Raw genomic sequence first — 20,759 nt, 5'->3', positions numbered from 1 at the left:
TGCGTGCCGCGGCGGGGTGGCGCCCGGCCCGCTGGGGAGCCCGGCCCGTCTCACCTGGGAGGTCAGGATGCGGATTGGCTTGGTATCAGGACCATGGATTCCTGTTCCACCGGCAACGTACGGGGGGACGGAACGGGTGGTGGACACCCTTGCCCGGGGCTTCGCCGCACGCGGCCACGAGGTACTCCTCGCCGCACCCAGTGAAAGTACCTGCCCGGTGCCCCTTGTCCCTGGCATGCGCCCGGCGGACTATACGGGCATGGGCACCAGCCTGTCGGAGCTTAGCCACGTGGTCAGGGCCTATGAGGGGCTGGCGGACGTGGACATCATCCATGACCACACCCTTGCCGGCCCCCTCTACATGCACCGGCCCGGAGGGATTCCGGTGGTGACCACCATCCACGGACCCCTGCATGCCAGGGCGGTCGACATCTATCGCGCCATAGCCCGGGCAGGGGCGGTGATCGCCATCTCCCGGGACCAGGCCTCGCATGCTCCCGGCGTACCCGTCACCCGGGTGATTCACCACGGTATGGACCTCGCGGCGGTTCCGGTGGGAACGGGAGGAGGCGGTTACCTGTGCTTCGTGGGCCGGTCCTGCCCGGACAAGGGCCTGCTGGAAGCCATCAGCATCGCCCGTGAGGTGGGGATGCGCCTGAAGATCGCGGTGAAGATGCGGGAACCGGAGGAGGTGCGCTATTTCCGGGATGTGGTTGAACCCATGCTGGGCTCCAACGAGGACTTTATGGGGGAGGTGGATGACGCGACCAAATACCGCCTGATGGGGGAAGCGGTGGCATTCCTTAACCCCATCCAATGGGCCGAGCCCTTCGGCCTGGTCATGATCGAGGCCCTCGCCACCGGAACGCCGGTGGTTGGAACCGCTGTGGGAGCCGCGGAGGAGATTGTGGAGCACGGGCGAACGGGCTTCCTGGGCGCCACCGAACAGTTAGCGGACTTCATTCCGGCCGCCGCAGGCCTGGACAGGGCGGTGTGCCGCAGCGCGGTGCAGGGGCGCTTCAGTGCAGAGCGGATGGTGGCGGACCACCTGCGCCTATATGCCGAACTGATTGAAAGGCGGCCTCCGGCGGGGGTTCCGCATGCCGTCCCGGTGGACCAGAATCGATAGGGCAACGGTGCTTCCCGGATTTTCGGGCAGCACCTCGTCGCTTGAGAGGGGAGTCCCTGATGACCGCCTGGAACGCCGATAACGAAGCATCCGTGTCCGATTCCGGATCGGTCACCGTCCTGGAAGGATCCTCCTTCTGCATCTCGTCCGGAAGCGGGGACATCCCCTCCGACGGCGGCACGAACGGTGCGTTCTTCCAGGACACCCGCATCGTTTCGCGGTGGATGCTCCGCGTCAATGGGGCCCTGCGTGAGCCCCTGACAGCCCAGCGGCCGCAGCCCTTCAAAGCGACGTTCGTGGGCCGGGCCAAATGGCCCGGCGGCAGGTTCGACAGCCCGCTGGTGGTCCGCCAGGTGCGGCACATCGGTCCCGGCATGCAGGACGACATCACGCTGGAAAACTATGCATCCGAGCCGGTGGACTGCGAAATTGAGCTGCTGGTGGAGGCGGACCAGGCAGACCTGTTCGAGGTCAAGGGCAGCCGCGCCACGGGGAACGACGACACCACCCGGACCGTCAGGGACGGCAAGCTCATCATCGAGGCCTTGCGGCACGGCCAGCAGCGCGGAACCGCCGTTGGCGCCAGGGATGCCGAGGTCAGCACCGAAGGCCTGCGCTTCCGCATCACCGTCCCGGCGCGGGGAAAGTGGGCCACCAGCATCATCGTGGTGCCCCTGGTCAACGGCGAAGCACCGGACCAGCCCTTCCGCGAGGGGCAACTGCCGCACCACCGCGAAGGCGTGCGCCGGCACCTGGACTGGGAAGAAGGCGTACCGCGGATCAGGATCGAAGACGCCAGCCTCCAGGACCTGCTCAACCGCAGCCAAAGCGACTTGGGTGCACTGCGCATCTTCGACCCCCACCATCCGGACCGGGCGGCCGTCGCCGCCGGGGCGCCCTGGTTCATGGCGCTGTTCGGCAGGGACTCGCTGCTGACCTCCTACATGAGCCTGATGGTCAACCCCAACCTTGCCCTTGGCACACTGCAGACCCTGGCCGGCATCCAGGGCAAGAAGGTGGACAACGACTCCGAGGAGGAACCCGGCCGCATCCCGCACGAGGTCCGGCTGGGGGTCACCGCCGGATTGTCCCTCGGCGGCACGGCCTACTACGGCACCGCCGACGCCACCCCGCTGTTCGTGGCCGTCCTCGGAGAACTGAGCCGATGGGGACTGTCCAAGGACGTGATCCAGCCACTGCTCAGCCACGCGGACCGGGCCCTGGAATGGATTGAGAAGTACGGCGACCGCGACGGTGACGGTTTCGTGGAATACCTGCGCCCCAACAACCACGGGCTGGTCAACCAGGGCTGGAAAGATTCGTGGGACGGCATCAACTTCGCCGACGGGACCATCGCCGAACCGCCCATCGCCCTCTGCGAAGTGCAGGCCTACGTCTACTCGGCCTATCTGGGCCGCTCCCTGCTGGCGCACTGGGACGGGGACCCGGAACTGGAACACCACTGGGCTGAAAAGGCAGCGGCCTTCAAAGAGGAGTTCAACAAAAAGTTCTGGCTGCCGGACAAAGGCTATTTCGCCGTCGCGCTGGACAAGGACAAGCGCCCGGTGGACGCCCTGACCTCCAACATCGGCCACTGCCTCTTCTCAGGCATCGTGGACCGGGACAAGGCGCAGTCCGTCATGGAGCACCTGATGTCCCCGCAAATGTTCACTGGGTGGGGCATCCGCACGCTCGCCTCGGACATGGGCGCCTACAACCCGGTCAGCTACCACAACGGGTCCGTCTGGCCGCACGATACGGCCATGGTGGCCACAGGCCTGATGCGCTACGGGTTCGTGGACGAGGCAAGACGGGTGGCCCTGGGGGTCTTCGAAGCAGCCGAACACTTCGACAACCGGCTGCCCGAACTCTTTTGTGGCTTCGACCGCGGTGAGTTCCCCGGCCCCGTGCCGTACCCCACCGCATGTTCGCCGCAGGCGTGGGCTGCCGCGGCGCCTGTCCAGCTGGCGCGGATCCTCCTCCGCTTCGACCCTGTCTTTACCCGCGGAGTAGTGCACCTGGCACCGATCCTCCCGGACACCGTGGGCACCTTCCGGGCCGAAAACGTCCTGCTGGACTCTTCCCGGGTCACCATCACCGCCACCGGCACCAGCGGCACCATTGACGGACTTCCCCCGGGCCTGAAGCTCCTGGCCCAGCCGCGCCCGCCGCTGGCGTATCCGCCCGGAAGCCCGGAGGCCGCCTCAGACCATGCCGGCCTGAACCAGCCCGGCACGTAAGCAGCTACGGCAAGGCGCGTTCGAGGACGAAGTCGTGTTCCACGGTGCTGCCCAGCCGGAAGGACTTGGTGCCCACCTTCTGGAACCCGGACTTCCCGTAGAAGCGGATGGCGCGGGCATTCTGGCTGTTGACGCCCAGCCAGATCCCGGCCCGGCCAGCCGCACCGGCGGCCTGCACACTGGCATGCATCAGTTCGGCGGCGGCACCCAGTCCGTGGTGTTCGGGATGCACATAGCACTTGCTGAGCTCCACCGACGGCGTGAGTGTCAGGGCCGAGGCAACGTCCGGGTCCGACGCCGGCCGGTCCACCAGCAGGCTGTACCCGTTAAGCCGGTCGCCGCTGTCCAGCACCAGGATGGTGATGTCCGGATCGGCGAGGTAGCCCCGGAAGTGGTCTTCGCTGAGCGTGTTTGCCAGGTGCGCCGCGATATCCTCCGGCGACGACGACGGCGGGCAGGCCAGCGGAAAGGTGACGGCCGCCAGCTCAGCCAGCGCGCCGGCGTCGGCCACGGTGGCGCGGCGGACGGTGTGGCTCATGGGTTACTCCGGGGTCAGGGGGTGATGGTGCGGATGGGGGAGCCTGCCAGCCAGGCGGTGACGTCCTCGAAGGCGCCGCCGTAGAACTGCCGGTAGCTCTCCTGCGTGACGTAGCCGAGGTGCGGTGACAGGACGGTGTTGGGGGCCGCCAGCAGCGGGTGGCCGGCCTGCAACGGTTCCTGGTCGAAAACGTCCAGGGCGGCGCCGCGGATCCAGCCTTCGTTCAGTGCCCGGACCAGCGCTTCCTGGTCCACGAGGGGGCCGCGGGCGGTGTTGACCAGGATGCCTTCGGGGCCCAGCAGCCGCAGCTCCTGCTCACCCACGGTGCTCTCCGAGCGAGGGGAGAGCCGCAGGTGGAGAGTGGCGATGTCGGACGCGCGGAACAGCTCCTCCTTCGATACCAGCCGCACCCCGGCCTCCGCCGCGGCTTCGGCTGTGAGGTTCTGGCTCCACGCCACCACGTCCATGCCGAAGGCTTGGCCGTAGCCGGCAATCCGGCGCCCGATCTTGCCCAGCCCCACCACGCCCAGGGTCTTGCCTGCCAGCTCCACCCCTACGGTTTTCTGCCAGGAGCCGGCCCGCAGCGAGGCTTCCTCGGCCGGCAGGTGCCGTGCGATGGCCAGCAGCAGCGCCCAAGTCAGCTCCGGGGCTGCCGCGGGCGAACCGGGTGTTCCGCAGACCGTGACGCCGTGGTCCGCGGCTGCGGCGACGTCGATGGACGCGTTGGCCATCCCCGTGGTCACCAGCAGTTCGAGGGCGGGCAGTTTCTCGAACACTTCGCGCGGGAAGGCGGTCCGTTCCCGCATGGCGATCACGATGGTGGAGCCGGCGAGCGCCGAGACCAGCGCATCCTGCGAGGCGAAGGGTTCGCGGAACGTGGAAACTTTGACCCCCTCTGCTTCCAGGGCCGCCCAGTCGGCGTAGCCATGGGCCACGTCCTGGTAGTCGTCGAGGATGGCAAGGCGGTGCGGCATGGCGGTGTCCTGTCCTTCGCGGTGTCCGTTGGGGCAGGTTCATCCTAAGCCTGGGGGTCACGCGGTGCCTTGCGGAACCTGCGCCCCTGCGCGGCGTGATAGCAATGAAGGTGATGAGTGACTTCCAGTTCCCCTTTTCCGCCCCGTGAGCGGCCGGCTGCTTTCCCGAATTCCCGGCAGCTGGATCCTGCTCGCCTGCATTGGCCTGCTGGCACTGAACCTGCGCGGGCCGTTCGTGGCCGTCGCGCCGGTGGTGGGTCCCATGCAGGCAGAACTGCATTTCTCCCCTGTGGTGCTGGGACTGCTGACCAGCATTCCCGTGCTCTGTTTCTCGCTCGCTTCGCCGCTGGCGTCCCTGGCCGCGAGGAAGTTCGGCGCCGAGTTCGCCGTGAGCCTCACCATTTTGGGCGTCCTGGCGGGCGTGCTGGTGCGGTCCGCCGGGGGGCCAGCCCTGGTGGTTGCTGGGACGGTGATTATTGGCCTGGCCATCACAGTGGGCAACATTGCCGTGCCGCTGATCATCCGCCGCGACTTCTCGCCCTGGCGGCAGGGGACCGCCATGGGCATCTACACCGCTGCCCTGAACATCGGCTCGTTCCTGACGTCCGTGGCCATGGCGCCCCTGGCTGAATGGACCGGCTGGCGTGCAGCCCTGGCATCGGTGGCCCTCCTGGCCGTGGCCGCCATCGTGGTGTGGACGCTGGCGGTGGGGCCGCGGACCGCGTTCATCGCCTCCGCTGCCGAGGACGCCGGCGAGGCCAAGCTCCCGCCGGTGGCCGGCACCGGCTGGATCACCTTCGGCCTGACGGCCGGCTTCGGCGGCCAGGCCTTCTCCTACTACGGTGTCACCGCCTGGCTGCCCAGCTACCTTCACGACGAGCTGGGCATGTCCGCCGCGGAAGCCGGTGCGGCGTCATCCATCTTCCAGATCCTCGCCATTGTGGGCGGGCTCGGCGTGCCGTTCGCCGCCAAATACATGAGTACGACGGCGGTGGCGGTCACCTTGGGCGTGTTGTGGACGGCCGTCCCGGCCGGGCTGCTGCTGATGCCGCAGCTGTGGTGGCTGTGGTCGACCTGCGGCGGGATCGCCCAGGGCGGCGGCATTACCATCATCTTCATCGCCATCATCCGGCTGGCCCGGAACCAGGCCATGGCGGGCAGGATGTCCGCCACCGTGCAGGGCCTGGGCTACTGCCTCGCTGCGGTTGCCCCGCCCCTGGTGGGCTTTGTCCACGACGCCTCGGAGTCCTGGACCCCGGCGCTGCTGGTCATCCTCGCCTCGGTGCTGACCTTCTTCGTCAGCACCACCCTCTCCGTCCGCAAGGTGCCGCGGGGCCGCTAAGGCGCGGGCCGCCGTCGGACGTCCCTTCCGCACCCCGGGACGCGCGCTCATTTGATGTCGTTAACCCAAGGACGGGCGCTCACTTGATGGGGTTAAACCGCGGACGCGCGCTCACTCTTCTGGGGGAAGTGAGCGCGCGTCGGGCGGTTTGACGCAATAAGTGAGCAGGCGTGTAAAGGGGTTCCGTTGCCGGGCCGGCGCCCCGGATTTCGGGGGGGCCTGTTGCGAAGGGCGTGCCGGCCCGGCGGACGGAAGTTTGGGCAGCTGCGGATCAGGCCGCTGCGAGCTCCTCCACGGTGGCCTTTTCACGGGCTTCGGTGAGGTAGCGGGCGTAGGCCGGGAGGGTGAGGAAGGACGGGAACTCCGTGGCGAGGGTGACTTCCTCGAAGATGTCCCGGGCGTCCTCGAAACGGTCGCCGTCGAAGCGCTCCAGCCGGGCGAATTCGCCGTCCAGCAGCTCCTCCACCCATTCGTGGGTGATGATCTCGCCGTGGTCGGTGATAGCCCGGGCGTAGATCCACTGCCAGAGCTGGGAGCGGGAGATCTCCGCGGTGGCGGCGTCCTCCATCAGGTTGTGGATGGCCACGGCACCGTTGCCACGGAGCCAGGACTCGATGTAGCGGATGCCCACCTCGATGTTGTTGCGGATGCCCTGCTCGGTGATGGTGCCGTGCAGGGATGCGATATCGATGAGGGCGCGGTCGTCCGGGGTGACGTCCTCGCGGAGCTTGCCGAGCTGGTTGGGGCGCTCGCCGAGGACAGCATCGAACGCTTCATGGCAGATGGGCACCAGATCGGGGTGGGCCACCCAGGAGCCGTCGAAGCCGTCGCTGGCCTCGCGGGTCTTGTCCGCCCGGACCTTCTCCAGGGCATTGGCGTTGGCCTCCGGGTCCTTGCGGTTGGGCACGGCCGCGGCCATGCCGCCGATGGCCATGGCGCCACGCTTGTGGCAGGCCCGGACGAGCTGCTCGGTGTAGGAGCGCATGAACGGGGCGGTCATGGTCACCTGGCCGCGGTCCGGGAGGACGAAGCGGGGGCCGCGGGTGCGGAAGTTCTTGATGATGGAGAAGATGTAGTCCCAGCGGCCGGCGTTCAGGCCCGAGGCGTGGTCCCGCAGTTCGTAGAGGATCTCCTCCATTTCGAAGGCTGCGGTGATGGTTTCGATCAGTACCGTGGCGCGGATGGTGCCCTGCGGGATGCCGAGCAGGTCCTGGGCCAGGATGAAGATGTCGTTCCAGAGCCGGGCTTCGAGGTGGTTCTCGATTTTCGGCAGGTAGAAGTAGGGGCCCTTGCCCTGGGCGAGCAGGCGGCGGGCGTTGTGGAAGAAGAACAGGCCGAAGTCAACGATGCCGCCGGCGATGGGTGTGCCGTCGATGAGCATGTGCTTTTCGGGCAGGTGCCAGCCGCGCGGGCGGACCACGATGGTGGGCAGATCGCCGGCAGGCTTCAGCTTGTACTCCTTGCCCTCTTCGCTGGTGAAGTCGATCCGGCGTTCCAGGGCGTCTGTGAGGTTCAGCTGGCCCTTGATGACGTTTCGCCAGGTCGGGGTGGAGGAGTCTTCCATGTCGGCCAGCCAGACCTTGGCGCCCGAGTTCAGGGCATTGATGGTCATCTTCTTGTCCACCGGCCCGGTGATCTCCACGCGGCGGTCCTCCAGGCCCGGCGCCGGGGGAGCCACCCGCCAGGATGAGTCGTTGCGGATGTGTTCGGTCTCGCGGAGGAACCTCGGATCCTGTCCGGCGGCGATGGCAGCCCGGCGGCTCCGGCGGGCCTGCAGCAGCTCCTGACGGCGCGCCGCCGTGGCCCGGTGCAGTTTGGCGATGAATGCCAGCGCGTCCGGCGTGAGCACCTCGTCCTGCCGGCAAATGGGCTGGGCAGTCATGGTGATGCCGTTGATGGTGAAGCTATCGGTGAAGCTGTTCATCTCAGTCTCCTTAAAGACGAAAGGGAAGTTCGACGGCGGCGAGCGGCACCAAGGCGAGGAACACGCAAAGCCGTAGGTGCGGTGATGCGGCAGCCTGCGTAAAGGGGCCCTGTGCCCGCCCCCGACCGAGTTCGACGAGGTCATGGGGCGGGCATGGGGATAGCAGGCAGAGCATTGCCGCTCCGAAGGCGAAGGTGACCGTCCGCCGTCGTAAGTTGCTAGTGGAACTGGCCTTCTTCGGTGGATCCCACCAGGGCCAGGGTGGACGCGTTCGGGTTGAGCGCGGTGGAGAGAGTGTCGAAGTAGCCGGTGCCGACTTCGCGCTGGTGCTTGGTTGCGGTGTAGCCGCGGGATTCGGAGGCGAATTCCTTCTCCTGGAGTTCGACGTAGGCGCTCATGCCTTCCCGGGCGTAGCCGTGGGCAAGATCGAACATCGAGTAGTTCAGGGCGTGGAAGCCGGCCAGGGTGATGAACTGGAACGTGAAGCCCATGGCGCCGAGTTCGCGCTGGAACTTGGCGATGGTGTCGTCATCGAGGTGCTTGCGCCAGTTGAATGACGGGGAGCAGTTGTAGGAGAGCATCTGGTCAGGGAACTCGGCCTTGACGGACTCGGCGAACTTGCGGGCCAGCTCCAGGTCCGGGGTGCCCGTCTCCATCCAGATGAGGTCGGAGTACGGGGCGTAGGCCTTGGCCCGGGCGATGCAGGGTTCGATTCCGTTGCGGACCTTGTAGAAGCCCTCGGCGGTGCGCTCACCGGTGATGAATTCCTGGTCCCGCTCGTCAACGTCCGAGGTGATCAGGGTGGCGGCCTCGGCGTCGGTGCGGGCAATGACGACCGTGGGGGTACCGGCGACGTCGGCCGCGAGCCTGGCCGCGTTCAAGGTGCGGACGTGCTGCTGGGTGGGGATGAGGACCTTGCCGCCGAGGTGGCCGCACTTCTTCTCGGAGGCGAGCTGGTCTTCCCAGTGAACGCCGGAGGCGCCGGCCTGGATCATGGATTTCATGAGCTCGTAGGCGTTCAGCGGGCCACCAAAGCCGGCTTCGGCGTCGGCAACAATCGGGACCAGCCAGTCCTCGACGGTCTGGATGCCTTCGGAGAACTCGATCTGGTCTGCGCGGAGCAGGGCGTTATTGATGCGGCGGACCACGGTGGGGACGGAGTTTGCCGGGTACAGCGACTGGTCCGGGTAGGTGTGCCCGGAGTTGTTGGCATCAGCTGCTACCTGCCAGCCGGAGAGGTAGATTGCGCGCAGGCCGGCCTTGACCTGCTGCACCGCCTGGTTGCCGGTGAGGGCGCCCAGGGCGTTGGTGTAGCCGCCGGTCTTGTGCTCTTCGGTGAGCTGCTTCCACAGCTTCTCCGCACCGCGGCGGGCCAGCGTCTGCTCTTCGGTGACACGGCCCCGGAGGCGGACGACGTCGGAGGCTGAGTAGTCCCGGGTCACACCTTCCCAACGCGGGTTGGCGGCCCACTCGAGCTCCAGGGCGGCGGCCTGCTGCGTGTTGTCCTGGCCGGACGGCTTCTGGGTGGGCTCAAATGCTGCAGTCATCGTTGATCTCCTTGATTGAGCTCCGGATTGGGTAGGTGGGAACCGCGTCGTTGAGGTTCCCACCGGCTTTCCGGTGCGGTGCTTCTTTCCGTGTGAACTACTTTTCAGCACTTTCAACCCCCTTTCTAGATAAAAACTATGGAAAGAAATGCACTTCTTCACGTATTCTTCAGAAATGTCGCCTTCAAGCTGGAACAGGGACGTTTCCCAGCCGCCGTCAGCCGCCGCCGCGGGACTCGACGTCATTGCGCTGGGCCGCCGCGTCCGCCATCTGCGTAAACAAGCCGGGCTCACGCTCGATGGGCTGAGCGCCGCCGTCGGGACCGCCCCCAGTCAGCTCAGCCTGATCGAAAACGGCAAGCGTGAACCCAAGCTGACCCTTCTGCAGCACCTGGCCGCGGCACTGAACGTGAGCATCGATCAGCTCCTGGGCGCCGAACCGCCCAGCCGGCGCGCGGCGCTGGAGATCGAGCTGGAACGGTACCAGCGCGGACCGCTTTACGAGTCTCTCAACCTGCCGAAAATCCGCATCAGTTCGCGGCTTCCGCTGGATGTGCTCGAGGCCCAGGTGGGGCTCCTGCACGAGCTGGAGCGGAAGATGAACGAGCAGGTGGCCACCCCGGAAGAAGCCCGGCGCGCCAACGGTGAGCTGCGTGCCATGATGCGTGAGCGCGGCAACTACTTCCCGGAGTATGAGGCCGAAGCGCAGAAGGTCCTCAAGGAGGTGGGCTACACCGCCGGTCCTCTGAGCCAGCACGTCATCGCTGACATTGCCGCGCACCTTGGATTCGCCCTGTACCACGTGGGCGATTTGCCGCATTCCACACGGTCCGTGACCGATTTGAAGAACCGCAGAATTTACCTGACGCAGAGCCAGCGGCAGGACCACGATCCCCGGTCCGTGCTGCTGCAGGCCCTGGGACACTACGTCCTGGGCCACGAAACACCCCGAAACTATGGCGACTTCCTGGCCCAGCGGGTGGCGACCAACTATTTCGCCGCGGCGCTGCTACTCCCGGAGCAGGCCACCGTTGAATTTTTGCAAAAAGCCAAAGCAGCCAAGGAAATCGCCGTGGAGGACATCCGGGATGCATTCGCCGTTTCCTACGAGACCGCGGCGCACCGGTTCACCAACCTGGCCACCAGGCACCTGGGCATCACCACGCATTTCCAGAAGACGCACCAGAGCGGGATCATCTACAAGGCGTACGAGAACGACGGCGTGAACTTCCCCCAGGACCACACCGGCGCCATCGAGGGCCAGCCGTCGTGCAAGGCCTGGACATCGCGTGCCGTGTTCGACGTTCCGGACAAGTTCAGTGCCTACAGCCAGTACACGGATACGCCGTCGGGCACGTACTGGTGCACCGCGCGGACCGAGCGCTCGGCCACCGGTGAGTTTTCTCTCAGTATCGGGGTGCCCTACCAGCATGTGAAATGGTTCCGCGGGCGTGAGACGACAGCCCGGGCCACCTCCAACTGCCCCGACCCGAACTGCTGCAAGCGCCCGCCGGCCGCCTTGACCTCGGAGTGGGCCGGGAACGCCTGGCCCTCCGCACGCGCCCATTCGCATCTCCTGGCGGCCATGCCGCCCGGCGCCTTCCCCGGCGTCGACGAAACCGAGGTGTACAGCTTCCTGCAGGCCCACTCGGGGAGCTGAGCTAAGGCCAGTCGGCGGTTCCGGTGGTGACATGTTCTGGGATGTGCTCGTAGCTAATCGCTATGCGCACCCTGGCGTTGGAGATGTCCTCCAGGATGCCGTGCACGGCCAGGAACGATTCCTGGCTGCCGGACCAGCGGCCGGCAGCATGGAGGAACTCGACGAACCGCATCAGAGAGTAGGCGGCCATGACGCCTTCGAAGAGGGTATGCGTGATGAGCGACGACAGCTTTGCAGACACTTCCGCTGATTTCAGGGCAGTGATGGAACGACCTCCTTCGAAACTGGGATACAAGCGGAAGAAGAGCGTTAGGCTCTCCAGCACCTCCTCGATGTCAACGCTGAATCGGTGCTGGGCATACCAGGAGATGAAGTCCGGACTCAGGGATTCCAACTCCTGGATGTTTCCGGTCGACGGGATGGCCACTCGGGGGATGGCGGTTTTGAACGGGTCTCCGGGTTGGTTCCGCGGATGATTCGTTCGGGCCGCCCGTCGGCGCTGGTTCCTGTCCACATTGATCCTCGCTTCGCTTGCTGTTCGGGGTATCCCAAACGGTAGGAAGGACGCGGTGCGCTTGCTATCACCGGAAGCGCGTATGTGGATAAGGCGCCGAAACCCTGACCCACGCCCGCTCAGCAGTGGTGGGTTTCCCCGCGACGCGCGCTCACTTTCCTGAGGAGAGTGAGCGGGCGTTGGTGTGGGAGCCGCCACGAGTGAGCCCGCGTCGGTGGGAGTGCCGCCACGAGTGAGCGCGCGTCGGTGGGAGAGCCACCGTAAGTGAGCGCGCGTCGCTAGCCGTGGAGGGCGCGGTACGCTGCGGCGGCAGCGGGGTGCAGCGGGATGCCGGCGGTGTTGATCAGCGTTTCCGGACTGAGGAACTGCACGCCCAGGCTGGACTGCGGAATCAGCTCGCCCGCGTGGTTCACCAGGAGCTGGACGGTCCGCTCGACGGTGCCGGAATCCAGGTCGGCGCGGCACAGCAGCAGGTTGGCTGTGCCCACCGTCCACACGGCCGGCACCCTCGGGTAGCTTTCCGCGGGGATGAACACGCGATCGTACTGGGCCCCGTGCCGGGCACGTAGCTCCGGCAGCAGCGACGAGAGGTCCAGCAGCGCCAGCGGCACCTCCCTCTGTGCGGCGGAGATGGCTGCCGTGGGTACGCCGCCGGACCAGAACAAAGCGTCCACGGTACCGGCCTTCAGGGCTGCGAGGCCGTCGTTCAGGCCCAGGCTTACGACGGCGACGCTGCCTTGCGCCGCCGGCCCGGCCTCCGCCGAGGTGCCAAGGCCCGCTGCCGCGAGCAGCCGCGGCGTGGTGAGTGACGTCCCCGAACCCGGCTGGCCCACTGCCACGGTCCGCCCGGACAAGTGTGACAAGGCAGTGATGCCGCTGCCTTTCCGCACCACGCAATGGACGTAGTTTTCATAGACCTTCCCCAGCGCAGCCAGTTGTGCGCCGCCGCCAGTCGCATCCATGGCAGGGTCGGCGACCGCATCCGCCAGGGACACAGCAAGCGTGGCCCTTCCATCCCGCAACTGCGCCAGGTTGTCCAAACTGCCGCCGGTGGCCACGGCTACAGCTTTTTGGGCCACATTGTGGCGTTCCAGGGAAGCGGCCAGCAGCGTGGAGAACTCAAGGTAAAAGCCACCCGCCTCACCGCCCGCCACGGTTAGCAGCCCGGGCCGGTTCCCGCTGCAGGCGGACAATACGGACGGGAAGAGGGCCGCTGCCGCCAGGCCTGCGCCGGTTTTCAGGAGGGACCGTCTGGGCAGGCCGGCACCGGTGAGGCCGGACGTCCTGGCCTCAGCCACGTCCATCCCCGCCTTCGGAGGGGCGCTCCAGGACCGGAACAGGAAATTCGAGCCGGGCTGACAGTCCGTGCGGTGCAGCCGTTGCCAGGACCAGGCGGCCACCGTTGGCCGCCGCCAGTTCACCCACGATCGTCATGCCCAGGCCTGTTCCCCGGACCGAGGCATGCTGCGGCGCCCGCCAAAACCTGGTGGACGCCTGGGCGAGGTCTTTTTCGGAAAGCCCCGGGCCGTCGTCGTAAATTTCCACCGTGACCATGGAAGGCTCCGCCCGGACGGAAGCAGTGACGGTGGCACCGGGGGCGTACTTGACCGCGTTGCCCACGAGCTCACCCACCATCTGGGCAAGCTCGGCCGGCTCGCACGCCACCAGGTCCGGGGACGGCGGCGGGGGAGCGAGGACCAGCCGCACACCGGCGCGGCCCGCAGCGGGGGCAGCCCGCTCCATTTCCTCCTGCAGGACCGGGTAGGGGTCGATCGGCGCAGCAACGGGCCTGGCCTCCGGGCTGTTGAAGGCCCTGACGGCGTCCTCACTGGCACGGTGCTCGGCGGCGGCCAGCTTCAAGACGTCGTCCAGGATCTCCTCCACCCGCTCCAGCTCGGCCACGGCACTGGCGGCGGCGTCGTGTTCCCGTTCGCTCTTCAGCTCAAGCTGGAGTACGTCCAGACGCAGCCGCAGAGCGCCGATGGGGTTCCGCAGCTGGTGCGACGTGTCGGCGATCAGCTGGCGCTGCGACTCGATGCTGTCGCTGACCGTCCGCGCCATGGCCGTGAAGGACCTGCTCAGTTCGCGCAGCTCCGGCGGACCGTCCTCCGGCAGCCGCCCGGCCCGGCCCGTGCGGCCCAGCTCGGTCACCGCGGAATTCAGCCGCAGGACGGGCCGGAGCACCCAGCCGGTCACGCGTGCGGCGGCGAGCAGCAGGACCGCAGCGAGGGCGACGGCGGCGGCCCCCACCACGAGCCAGCGCTGCTGCAGCTTCGTCCTGGCGGCGTCGAGGTTGACGTCCATGGCCACGCCGCCCAGCACCTGGTTGGCGCTGCCGAAGGGGCGGAAGATCACCTCGGAGCCGGAACCGAGCGGCTCCAGCGGCGCCAGTGCGGTGCCGTTGACGTTCAGCCGGGCCAGGGACAGCGCATCCTGCACGTCGGAGCGCGCTTCACTGAGCCCTCCCGAGCTGAGCGTCTCCTGTTGCAGCCGGACCACGATCCCCTCGGCATAGAGGGCCGAGTACGTGTCCATCTCGCGCTGCAGCCGCGCGGTATCGCCGTCGCCGGCCGCATCGAAGGCCACCTGGGCCAGCCGGTTCAGGGACGCCACCCGGTTGATCTGGACCTCCTGCGTCAGCTCCCGCGCCGCCGAGGAGAGGATGGTCCCGGACACCAGGAACACCACCACCAGGCAGAGCACGCTAAGGACGCCAAGGACCCGCAACCTCATGCGGGATCCGCCTCCACCCGGTAGCCCACGCCCCGGACGTTGATGATGAAACCGGGTTTCTGCAGTTTGGCCCGCAACCCGGTCAGGTGCACATCCAGGGACCGGGACGAGGCCAGGAAGGCATCACCCCACAGGGCATCGAGGATCTGTTCCCGGGTCACCACCGAGCCGGCGTGCCGGGCCAGAAGGGCCAGAAGTTCGAATTCCGTGGCCGTCAGCGGGAGGACAGCGCCCTCCCTGGATGCGATCCGGCGGCCCAGGTCAATGTCGAGATCGCCCAGGACGATGGTGTCCGGCACGCTTCCGGTGCGGCGCCCGGCCCTGCGGGTGACGGCCTCGATCCGTGCCAGCAGTTCCACGAGCTTCACGGGTTTGACCAGGTAATCGTCGGCGCCGGAGCGAAGTCCCAGCACCACGCTGCGTTCGTCGTCGCGGGCGGTGAGGATGAGAATGGGGCAGTCGGTGATCTGGCGGAGCTTGCGGAGGACATCCAGGCCGTCCATGTCCGGCAGCCCGAGGTCCAGGAGGATCACTTCGAAGTCCCGGTGGACCAGCAGGGCGTCAGCTCCCCGCGCCACCCTGGTGGTCTTGTGGCCCGCCGTCGCAACACCCGCCGCCAGCGCGCCTGCCATGGCGTCGTCGTCCTCGACGATGAGCACTTCCATGGCCATGTTCCTTCTCTTTGGGGGCGGGGCGTGGGGCGAAACAAGGATCGGGTGCGGGGACCAGCCCGCCTTTGGAGATTACCGCCTCACGGGGAACCGGCGCTTGGGAACGGGAAAATGCCTATTCCTAAGGAAGTGTTAGGAAACCCGCTTCCGCATTGGCTGTGCCGTGGATCACCCATAGTTTGGTGGAGGTCCTCCGCGCTTTCGGGAGACCGTCACACCAAGGAAGGTTCATGATGAGCACCGAACAAGCAGCGCCGCTGACGGGGGCAGCCCAGTCCGAGGCGGCACAGACCCGCCGGGCGGTGGGCAACATCCTTAAGGGCTCCGCCGGAAACCTGGTGGAATGGTACGACGTCTACATCTACACGGCGTTCCTGGCCTACTTCCAGCCGCATTTCTTCAATTCCAAGGACCCGATGCAGGGCGCCCTTGAAGGCATGGCCGTCTTCGCAGTCACCTTCTTGATGCGGCCCATCGGCAGCTGGTTCTTCGGCCGGTTCGCCGACCGCCGGGGCCGGAAAGCCGCCCTGACGCTGAGCGTGACCATGATGTCCGCCGGTTCCTTCTTCATCGCCATCCTGCCCACCAAGGACGTCATCGGCGTCTGGGCCCTGGTCCTGCTGGTCCTGGCGCGCCTGGTGCAGGGCTTCTCCGTGGGCGGCGAGTACGGCACCAGTGCCACCTACATGTCCGAGGCCGCCACCGCCAAGCGCCGCGGCTTCTTCTCCAGCTTCCAGTACGTCACCCTGATCGGCGGCCAGATGCTGGCCCTGCTGGTCCTGGTGGTCCTGCAGAACGCCCTGGGCAAGGACGCCCTGACCGAGTGGGGCTGGCGCATTCCGTTCGCCATCGGCGGCGTGGCCGCTTTGGTGGTCCTGTGGCTGCGGCGTTCCATGGAGGAAACCGTCTCCGCCAGCCAGGTGGAAGCCGCCGCAAACGCCAAGTCATCCGGCGAGGCGCAGCCCGGCACGCTGAAGCTGCTCTTCACCAAGCACTGGAGGGCGCTGCTGATCTGCATCGGCGTCACCCTGGGCGGCACCGTGGCGTTCTACACGTACACCAACTTCATCCTTAGCTTCATGAACAACACCAGCGGCATCCCCAAGGAAACTACCTCGGTCATCAACTTCTGGGCCCTGTTTATCTTCATGCTGCTGCAGCCCGTCTACGGCATCATCTCGGACAAGATCGGCCGCAAGCCCCTCTTGCTCTGGTTCGGCATCACGGGCGTGCTGTTCACCTGGCCGCTGATGTCCGCTCTGGCCGGCACCAAGGACCCGATGGTCGCGTTCCTGCTGATGATGGGCGGCCTGCTGATCGTGGGCGGCTACACCTCCATCAACGCCCTGGTGAAGGCCGAGCTCTTCCCCGCCTCGATCCGCGCACTCGGCGTGGGACTGGGATACGCGCTCGCCAACTCGATGTTCGGCGGCACCGTCCCGCTGATCGGCGCAGCCCTGCAGAAGGCCGGCCAGGTGGAATTGCTCTTCACCTACGTCACGGTGGCCATCGGGGTGTCGCTGCTGGTCTACATCTTCGCGCTCAAGAACAAGAAGTCGACGCACCTGGACCAGGAACAGGGCCACGCCTGGGACGCCGGCACGGCTTCCGCCGCGGACGACGACGATCGCCTGGCTGCCGCCAAGCGCTGAGCTTCCGCAGCACGCACCGGCGCCCGTTCCCCGCTCAGGGGGACGGGCGCCGTCGTCGTTAAGCGTCGCGGCGGCCGCGCCCCGGCGCCGGCAGGCTCAGGTGCCGTGGGCTGCCCGGGGAGGGGGTCGCCGTCGTGCGCTGTCCGGTGCTGCCGGTGTGCCTAGCTGCGCCCGACTCGGCGCCCGGCCAAGGATGCGTGCGCCCTCATCATGCGGGGCACCACCAGGTATACGGCGGTGGGAACCACCATGAGCGTGAGCGCCAGGGCCTTGAATACCGGGTGCCACCCCTCGGTCAGCGGAGCGGTGGCCATCATGCCGAGGGCCACCAACGGGAAGATCGCCAGCCAGGTGATGACGGCCCGGACGTGGACGGACGGTACGGCCGGCGGCGAGGCCGGCGACGGCGATGCGGGGGTCAGGACGGCGGGGCCGGAAACGGTCTCCATGAAAATCTCCAACTAGTTAGTTGCTTTTTGTTGTGAAACGAGAATATGCGCGCCGGACTGCAATTGCAACTACCTGGTTGGAATTGCGTAGAATGGGGTCATGGCCTGGAACACCGAACGCACCAAAGAGCTGCTGCTGGCGGCTGCCACCGAGGAATTCAGCGCGAACGGACTGGCCGGTGCACGGGTGGACCGCATTGCCGCCGCAGCCGGGGTCAACAAGGAGCGCATCTACCAGTACTTCGGCAAGAAGGATGAGCTGTTCGACGCCGTCCTGGCCGCCGAAATGATCCGCGTCATGACTGAGGTCCCCATCCAGGGCCACGGTCCTGAAGCCTTCGGCGACTACGCCGGCAGGCTCTTCGACCGGCACACCACCGACGGTGTGCTGCCGCGGCTGGTGTTCTGGGAAGGGCTGGAGCGGGGCAGGGAGACCGTCAGCAGGGCCACCCGCACGGACCACTGCGCCATCAAGGTGGGGCAGGTGATGGAGGTGCTTCCCGGTGTGGGCCGCGAAGACGCAGCAGACCTGCTGATCACCGTGGTCACCCTCTGTGACGGGTGGCCGGTCCTGCCCCAGATCGACGCACTCCTGGCGGGCAGCGGCCCGGACCGGGCCGCCCGCCGTCGGGCGTTCATCGTGCGGACCGCAACCCTGATGGCCGGCGCCTTGCTCGAGGACGCCGCAGCAGGCCGCCCTGCGGTGGCGGCAGCAGCGGACTGAGGCGGGCAGAACTCCCCATGGCCCCGGCCTTGACCGGCGCCTAGGATGACGGTGAACCGCTCGGTTCACACTGTCACTTTCTGGGGGAAAAGGACTCATCCCATGCCGATACCGCACCCTGCCCTGTCACGCCCGCATCAGAACCCAAGGCAGGGTGCGTGGGCCCGGGCCCGGGCCGTCCTTGCCGCGGCCGTACTCCTTGCCGCCGGACTCTTCGCCGGAGCCGTCCCTGCGCACGCCGCAACCTACACCTTCAAGGGCGTGGTGAAAGGAAAGCTGACCGCCACCGCGACTCCCGCGGCCCTCGCAAATGCATGGGTGGGCGCCTACACCAACGACTCAAGTGCCTCCTACGTTGCCGGCGCCTGGTCGGCCGCAGACGGCACCTACAGCTTCACCGTCCCCGCCGCGGGCAGCTACAAAATCTGGATCACCTGCGGAAACAACGCCTGCGCAGACACGTACGCCGACAAATGGAACGGCGATTCCTCCGGTGCCTACAACTCCACTCCGCTGGCCGTCACCGACGCCGCACCTACTACTACCTACAACCCGCAGCTCGAGGCCTACGGGACCATGAGCGGCCGCATCACCAACAGCGCCGGGCAGCCCGTTACGGCCGCCGAGATCTCGGCCTCACCAGCAAACGGTGGCCAGTACAGCACGGTGCGGCCGGACGCCAACGGGTACTACACGCTGGCCAAGGTTTCGCCGAACCAGGCGTACATCAGCGTGCGGGACGACTCTGGCCAGCGCCTCTACACGGAGCAGTACTGGAACGGGACACAGGGCGTTGACACCTACACCGCCGCCGCCGTCCCGCCGGGCGTCAAGTGGACCAACGCGAACTTCGTCCTCAAGGATGAGACAGTCCTGGAAGCCACCGTCACGGACCCCGCGGGCGCACCCATCGCAGAAATGGGCTACGTACCCTACGTCTTCAACGACGCCACCGGCGCCTGGGACGGCCCCCAGATGGGCCCGCTGACCTCTGACGCCAACGGAAAGATCTACTGGCGCATGACGGTGGGCAAGAAATACAAGATCTGCGTCTTCGACACCTACTACGGTGAACCGCGCCAGTACCGCTACAAGTCCGAGTGCTACAACAACGCACCCACCATCGACACCGCCGTCGTCCTCACCGCCACCGCGCAGGGCCAGCGCGTGCAGGCAAACATGCAGCTGGAAGTGGCCGGACTCTCCCTGTCTCCGGGCAGGATCTTCGCTTATGGTTCGGTCCAGGCAGGCCAAACCCTGACCGTTGATCCGGGCGTCTGGGGCCCGGCGCCGGTGACCCTCACCTTCCAGTGGCAGCGCACCAAGGGTACGGAGACAACTGATATCGCCGGTGCTACCGCCGCAACCTACACCGTCACGGCCGCAGATACAGGCTTTGACATCTTCGCCAAAGTCACCGGAAGCAAGGCCGGCTACGCCTCCTACACGGACACCGTCCACGCGGGGCAGGCAGGTGCAGACGCCACCACCGCGTCCAAGCCGTTCACCATCACCGGAACCCCCAGCGCCGGCAGCACCCTCACCGTCGACCACGGAACGCTGACGCCCACCCCCGAGTTCGGGCCATACTACGACTGGTTCGTCAATGGCGTCCCGGACTACCGCTCCAACACCAAGGCCTTCGCCCTGACCACGGCGGACACCGGCAAGAAAGTCACCGCCCGCCTCAGCGTGCACGCCTGGCCGCTGCAGCCGTACTACGGCCAGGCCTCGGTAACGGTTGCCGCCGGGTCGCTGACGGCGCCGGTTCCCACCATCACCGGCACCGCCAAGGTGGGGACCACGCTGACCGCGAACCCGGGCGCGTGGGGGCCGGCCCCGGTCACGCTGGCCTACCAGTGGTTCCGCAGCGGGGTTGCCATCACGGGCGCCACGGCGGCGACGTACCCGTCCGTTGAGGCTGACCTGGGCAAGACGCTGACGGTCCGGTTGACCGGCACCAAGTCCGGGTTTACGACGACGGCGAAAACCTCAGCGGCTACGGCCGCCGTGGTTGCCGGTACGCTGACGGCGCCGGTTCCCACCATCACCGGCACCCCCAAGGTGGGGACCACGCTGACCGCGAACCCGGGCGCGTGGGGGCCCGCTCCCGTGACGCTGGCGTACCAGTGGTTCCGCAGCGGGGTTGCCATCACGGGCGCCACGGCGGCGACGTACCCGGCCGTTGCGGCTGACCTGGGCAAGACGCTGACGGTCCGGGTGACCGGCACCAAGTCCGGGTTTACGACGACGGCGAAAACCTCAGCGGCCACGGCCGCCGTGGTTGCCGGCACCCTCACCGGCCCCACCCCGACGATCACCGGCACCAAGACCGTCGGCAGCACCCTGACCGCAAACCCCGGCACCTGGGGGCCGGCCCCGGTCACGGTGGCCTACCAGTGGTACCGCGGCAGCACCGCCATCACCGGGGCCACGGCCCAGACCTACAAGCTGGTGGCCGCCGACAAGGGAACCGCCATCAAGGTCCGGGTCACCGGCACCAAGACGGCCTACACCGCGCTGGCGCGCTACTCAGCCGCGACTGCGCTGATCGGCTGATCCCTCCGGACCGACAGGCTCTCCGCCCACCCGTGCCAGCTGCGCGGGTGGGCGGCGCCACTTAACAGGGGGCGGTGAGCCGCGCGGACTATATTGGGGCTTG

16 protein-coding genes are annotated in these 20,759 nt (G+C 67.2%); 7 read left to right on the top strand and 9 right to left on the bottom strand.

The window, feature by feature from the left end:
* The first annotated feature begins 67 nt into the window (after positions 1-67).
* On the top strand, positions 68-1,129 hold the full coding sequence (locus AC1DBN_RS10435; RefSeq protein ID WP_477723142.1) for a glycosyltransferase family 4 protein: 1,062 nt from the start codon (positions 68-70) through the stop codon (positions 1,127-1,129).
* Positions 1,130-1,188: 59 nt separating this feature from the next.
* Positions 1,189-3,369 carry an amylo-alpha-1,6-glucosidase gene (locus AC1DBN_RS10430; RefSeq protein WP_056076806.1) on the top strand — a complete coding sequence of 727 codons (2,181 nt, stop codon included), beginning with the start codon at positions 1,189-1,191 and terminating at the stop codon, positions 3,367-3,369.
* A gap of 4 nt (positions 3,370-3,373) precedes the next feature.
* Here the strand turns inward: AC1DBN_RS10430 and AC1DBN_RS10425 are convergent, their stop codons facing one another.
* Positions 3,374-3,907 carry an N-acetyltransferase family protein gene (locus AC1DBN_RS10425; RefSeq protein ID WP_477723141.1) on the bottom strand — a complete coding sequence of 178 codons (534 nt, stop codon included), beginning with the start codon at positions 3,905-3,907 and terminating at the stop codon, positions 3,374-3,376.
* Positions 3,908-3,921: 14 nt separating this feature from the next.
* Entirely contained in the window at positions 3,922-4,881 is a 960-nt protein-coding gene (locus AC1DBN_RS10420) for a D-2-hydroxyacid dehydrogenase family protein (protein WP_477723140.1), read from the bottom strand.
* Between the two features lie 145 nt (positions 4,882-5,026).
* Here AC1DBN_RS10420 and AC1DBN_RS10415 point away from each other — a divergent pair, with 145 nt between their 5' ends.
* Entirely contained in the window at positions 5,027-6,223 is a 1,197-nt protein-coding gene (locus tag AC1DBN_RS10415) for an MFS transporter (protein WP_477723139.1), read from the top strand.
* Between the two features lie 271 nt (positions 6,224-6,494).
* On the opposite strand, the gene aceB is transcribed toward AC1DBN_RS10415, so the two are convergent.
* Entirely contained in the window at positions 6,495-8,147 is a 1,653-nt protein-coding gene (aceB, locus tag AC1DBN_RS10410) for a malate synthase A (protein ID WP_477723138.1), read from the bottom strand.
* 218 nt (positions 8,148-8,365) lie between these two features.
* Complete coding sequence (aceA, locus tag AC1DBN_RS10405; RefSeq protein WP_091718063.1) at positions 8,366-9,694, bottom strand: isocitrate lyase; 1,329 nt, start codon at positions 9,692-9,694, stop codon at positions 8,366-8,368.
* A 148-nt stretch (positions 9,695-9,842) separates the two neighbouring features.
* On the opposite strand from aceA, the gene AC1DBN_RS10400 reads away from it, so the two are divergent.
* Positions 9,843-11,354 (top strand): helix-turn-helix domain-containing protein, encoded by a 1,512-nt coding sequence (locus AC1DBN_RS10400; protein ID WP_477723137.1) that lies wholly within the window; start codon positions 9,843-9,845, stop codon positions 11,352-11,354.
* Position 11,355: 1 nt separating this feature from the next.
* Here AC1DBN_RS10400 and AC1DBN_RS10395 read toward each other — a convergent pair whose 3' ends face one another.
* The 4 genes from AC1DBN_RS10395 to AC1DBN_RS10380 form a co-directional block, all read right to left on the bottom strand.
* Positions 11,356-11,748: a hypothetical protein gene (locus AC1DBN_RS10395; protein ID WP_477723136.1), complete on the bottom strand. Its 393-nt coding sequence runs from the start codon at positions 11,746-11,748 to the stop codon at positions 11,356-11,358.
* A gap of 398 nt (positions 11,749-12,146) precedes the next feature.
* Positions 12,147-13,172, bottom strand: coding sequence for a TAXI family TRAP transporter solute-binding subunit (locus AC1DBN_RS10390; protein ID WP_477723135.1), 1,026 nt, complete (start codon positions 13,170-13,172; stop codon positions 12,147-12,149).
* Entirely contained in the window at positions 13,159-14,601 is a 1,443-nt protein-coding gene (locus AC1DBN_RS10385; RefSeq protein WP_477723134.1) for a sensor histidine kinase, read from the bottom strand. The genes AC1DBN_RS10390 and AC1DBN_RS10385 overlap by 14 nt, the downstream gene beginning before the upstream one ends.
* The gene (locus AC1DBN_RS10380; RefSeq protein WP_477723133.1) at positions 14,598-15,266 is read right to left on the bottom strand and encodes a response regulator transcription factor; all 669 of its coding nucleotides are present in this window, start codon (positions 15,264-15,266) and stop codon (positions 14,598-14,600) included. Before AC1DBN_RS10380 ends, AC1DBN_RS10385 begins: the two co-directional genes overlap by 4 nt.
* A 239-nt stretch (positions 15,267-15,505) precedes the next feature.
* Here AC1DBN_RS10380 and AC1DBN_RS10375 point away from each other — a divergent pair, with 239 nt between their 5' ends.
* Positions 15,506-16,924: an MFS transporter gene (locus AC1DBN_RS10375; protein WP_477723132.1), complete on the top strand. Its 1,419-nt coding sequence runs from the start codon at positions 15,506-15,508 to the stop codon at positions 16,922-16,924.
* A gap of 161 nt (positions 16,925-17,085) precedes the next feature.
* Here the strand turns inward: AC1DBN_RS10375 and AC1DBN_RS10370 are convergent, their stop codons facing one another.
* Positions 17,086-17,373: a hypothetical protein gene (locus tag AC1DBN_RS10370; protein ID WP_477723131.1), complete on the bottom strand. Its 288-nt coding sequence runs from the start codon at positions 17,371-17,373 to the stop codon at positions 17,086-17,088.
* A 100-nt stretch (positions 17,374-17,473) separates the two neighbouring features.
* Here AC1DBN_RS10370 and AC1DBN_RS10365 point away from each other — a divergent pair, with 100 nt between their 5' ends.
* Positions 17,474-18,097, top strand: coding sequence for a TetR/AcrR family transcriptional regulator (locus tag AC1DBN_RS10365; protein WP_091718075.1), 624 nt, complete (start codon positions 17,474-17,476; stop codon positions 18,095-18,097).
* Positions 18,098-18,199: 102 nt separating this feature from the next.
* Positions 18,200-20,656 (top strand): hypothetical protein, encoded by a 2,457-nt coding sequence (locus AC1DBN_RS10360; RefSeq protein ID WP_477723130.1) that lies wholly within the window; start codon positions 18,200-18,202, stop codon positions 20,654-20,656.
* Positions 20,657-20,759: the final 103 nt, after the last annotated feature.

The organism is Pseudarthrobacter sp. 10T415, from assembly GCF_056394175.1.
The sequence above is the reverse complement of the archived record's forward strand: the minus strand, read 5'-3'. Positions and strand labels throughout refer to the sequence as shown.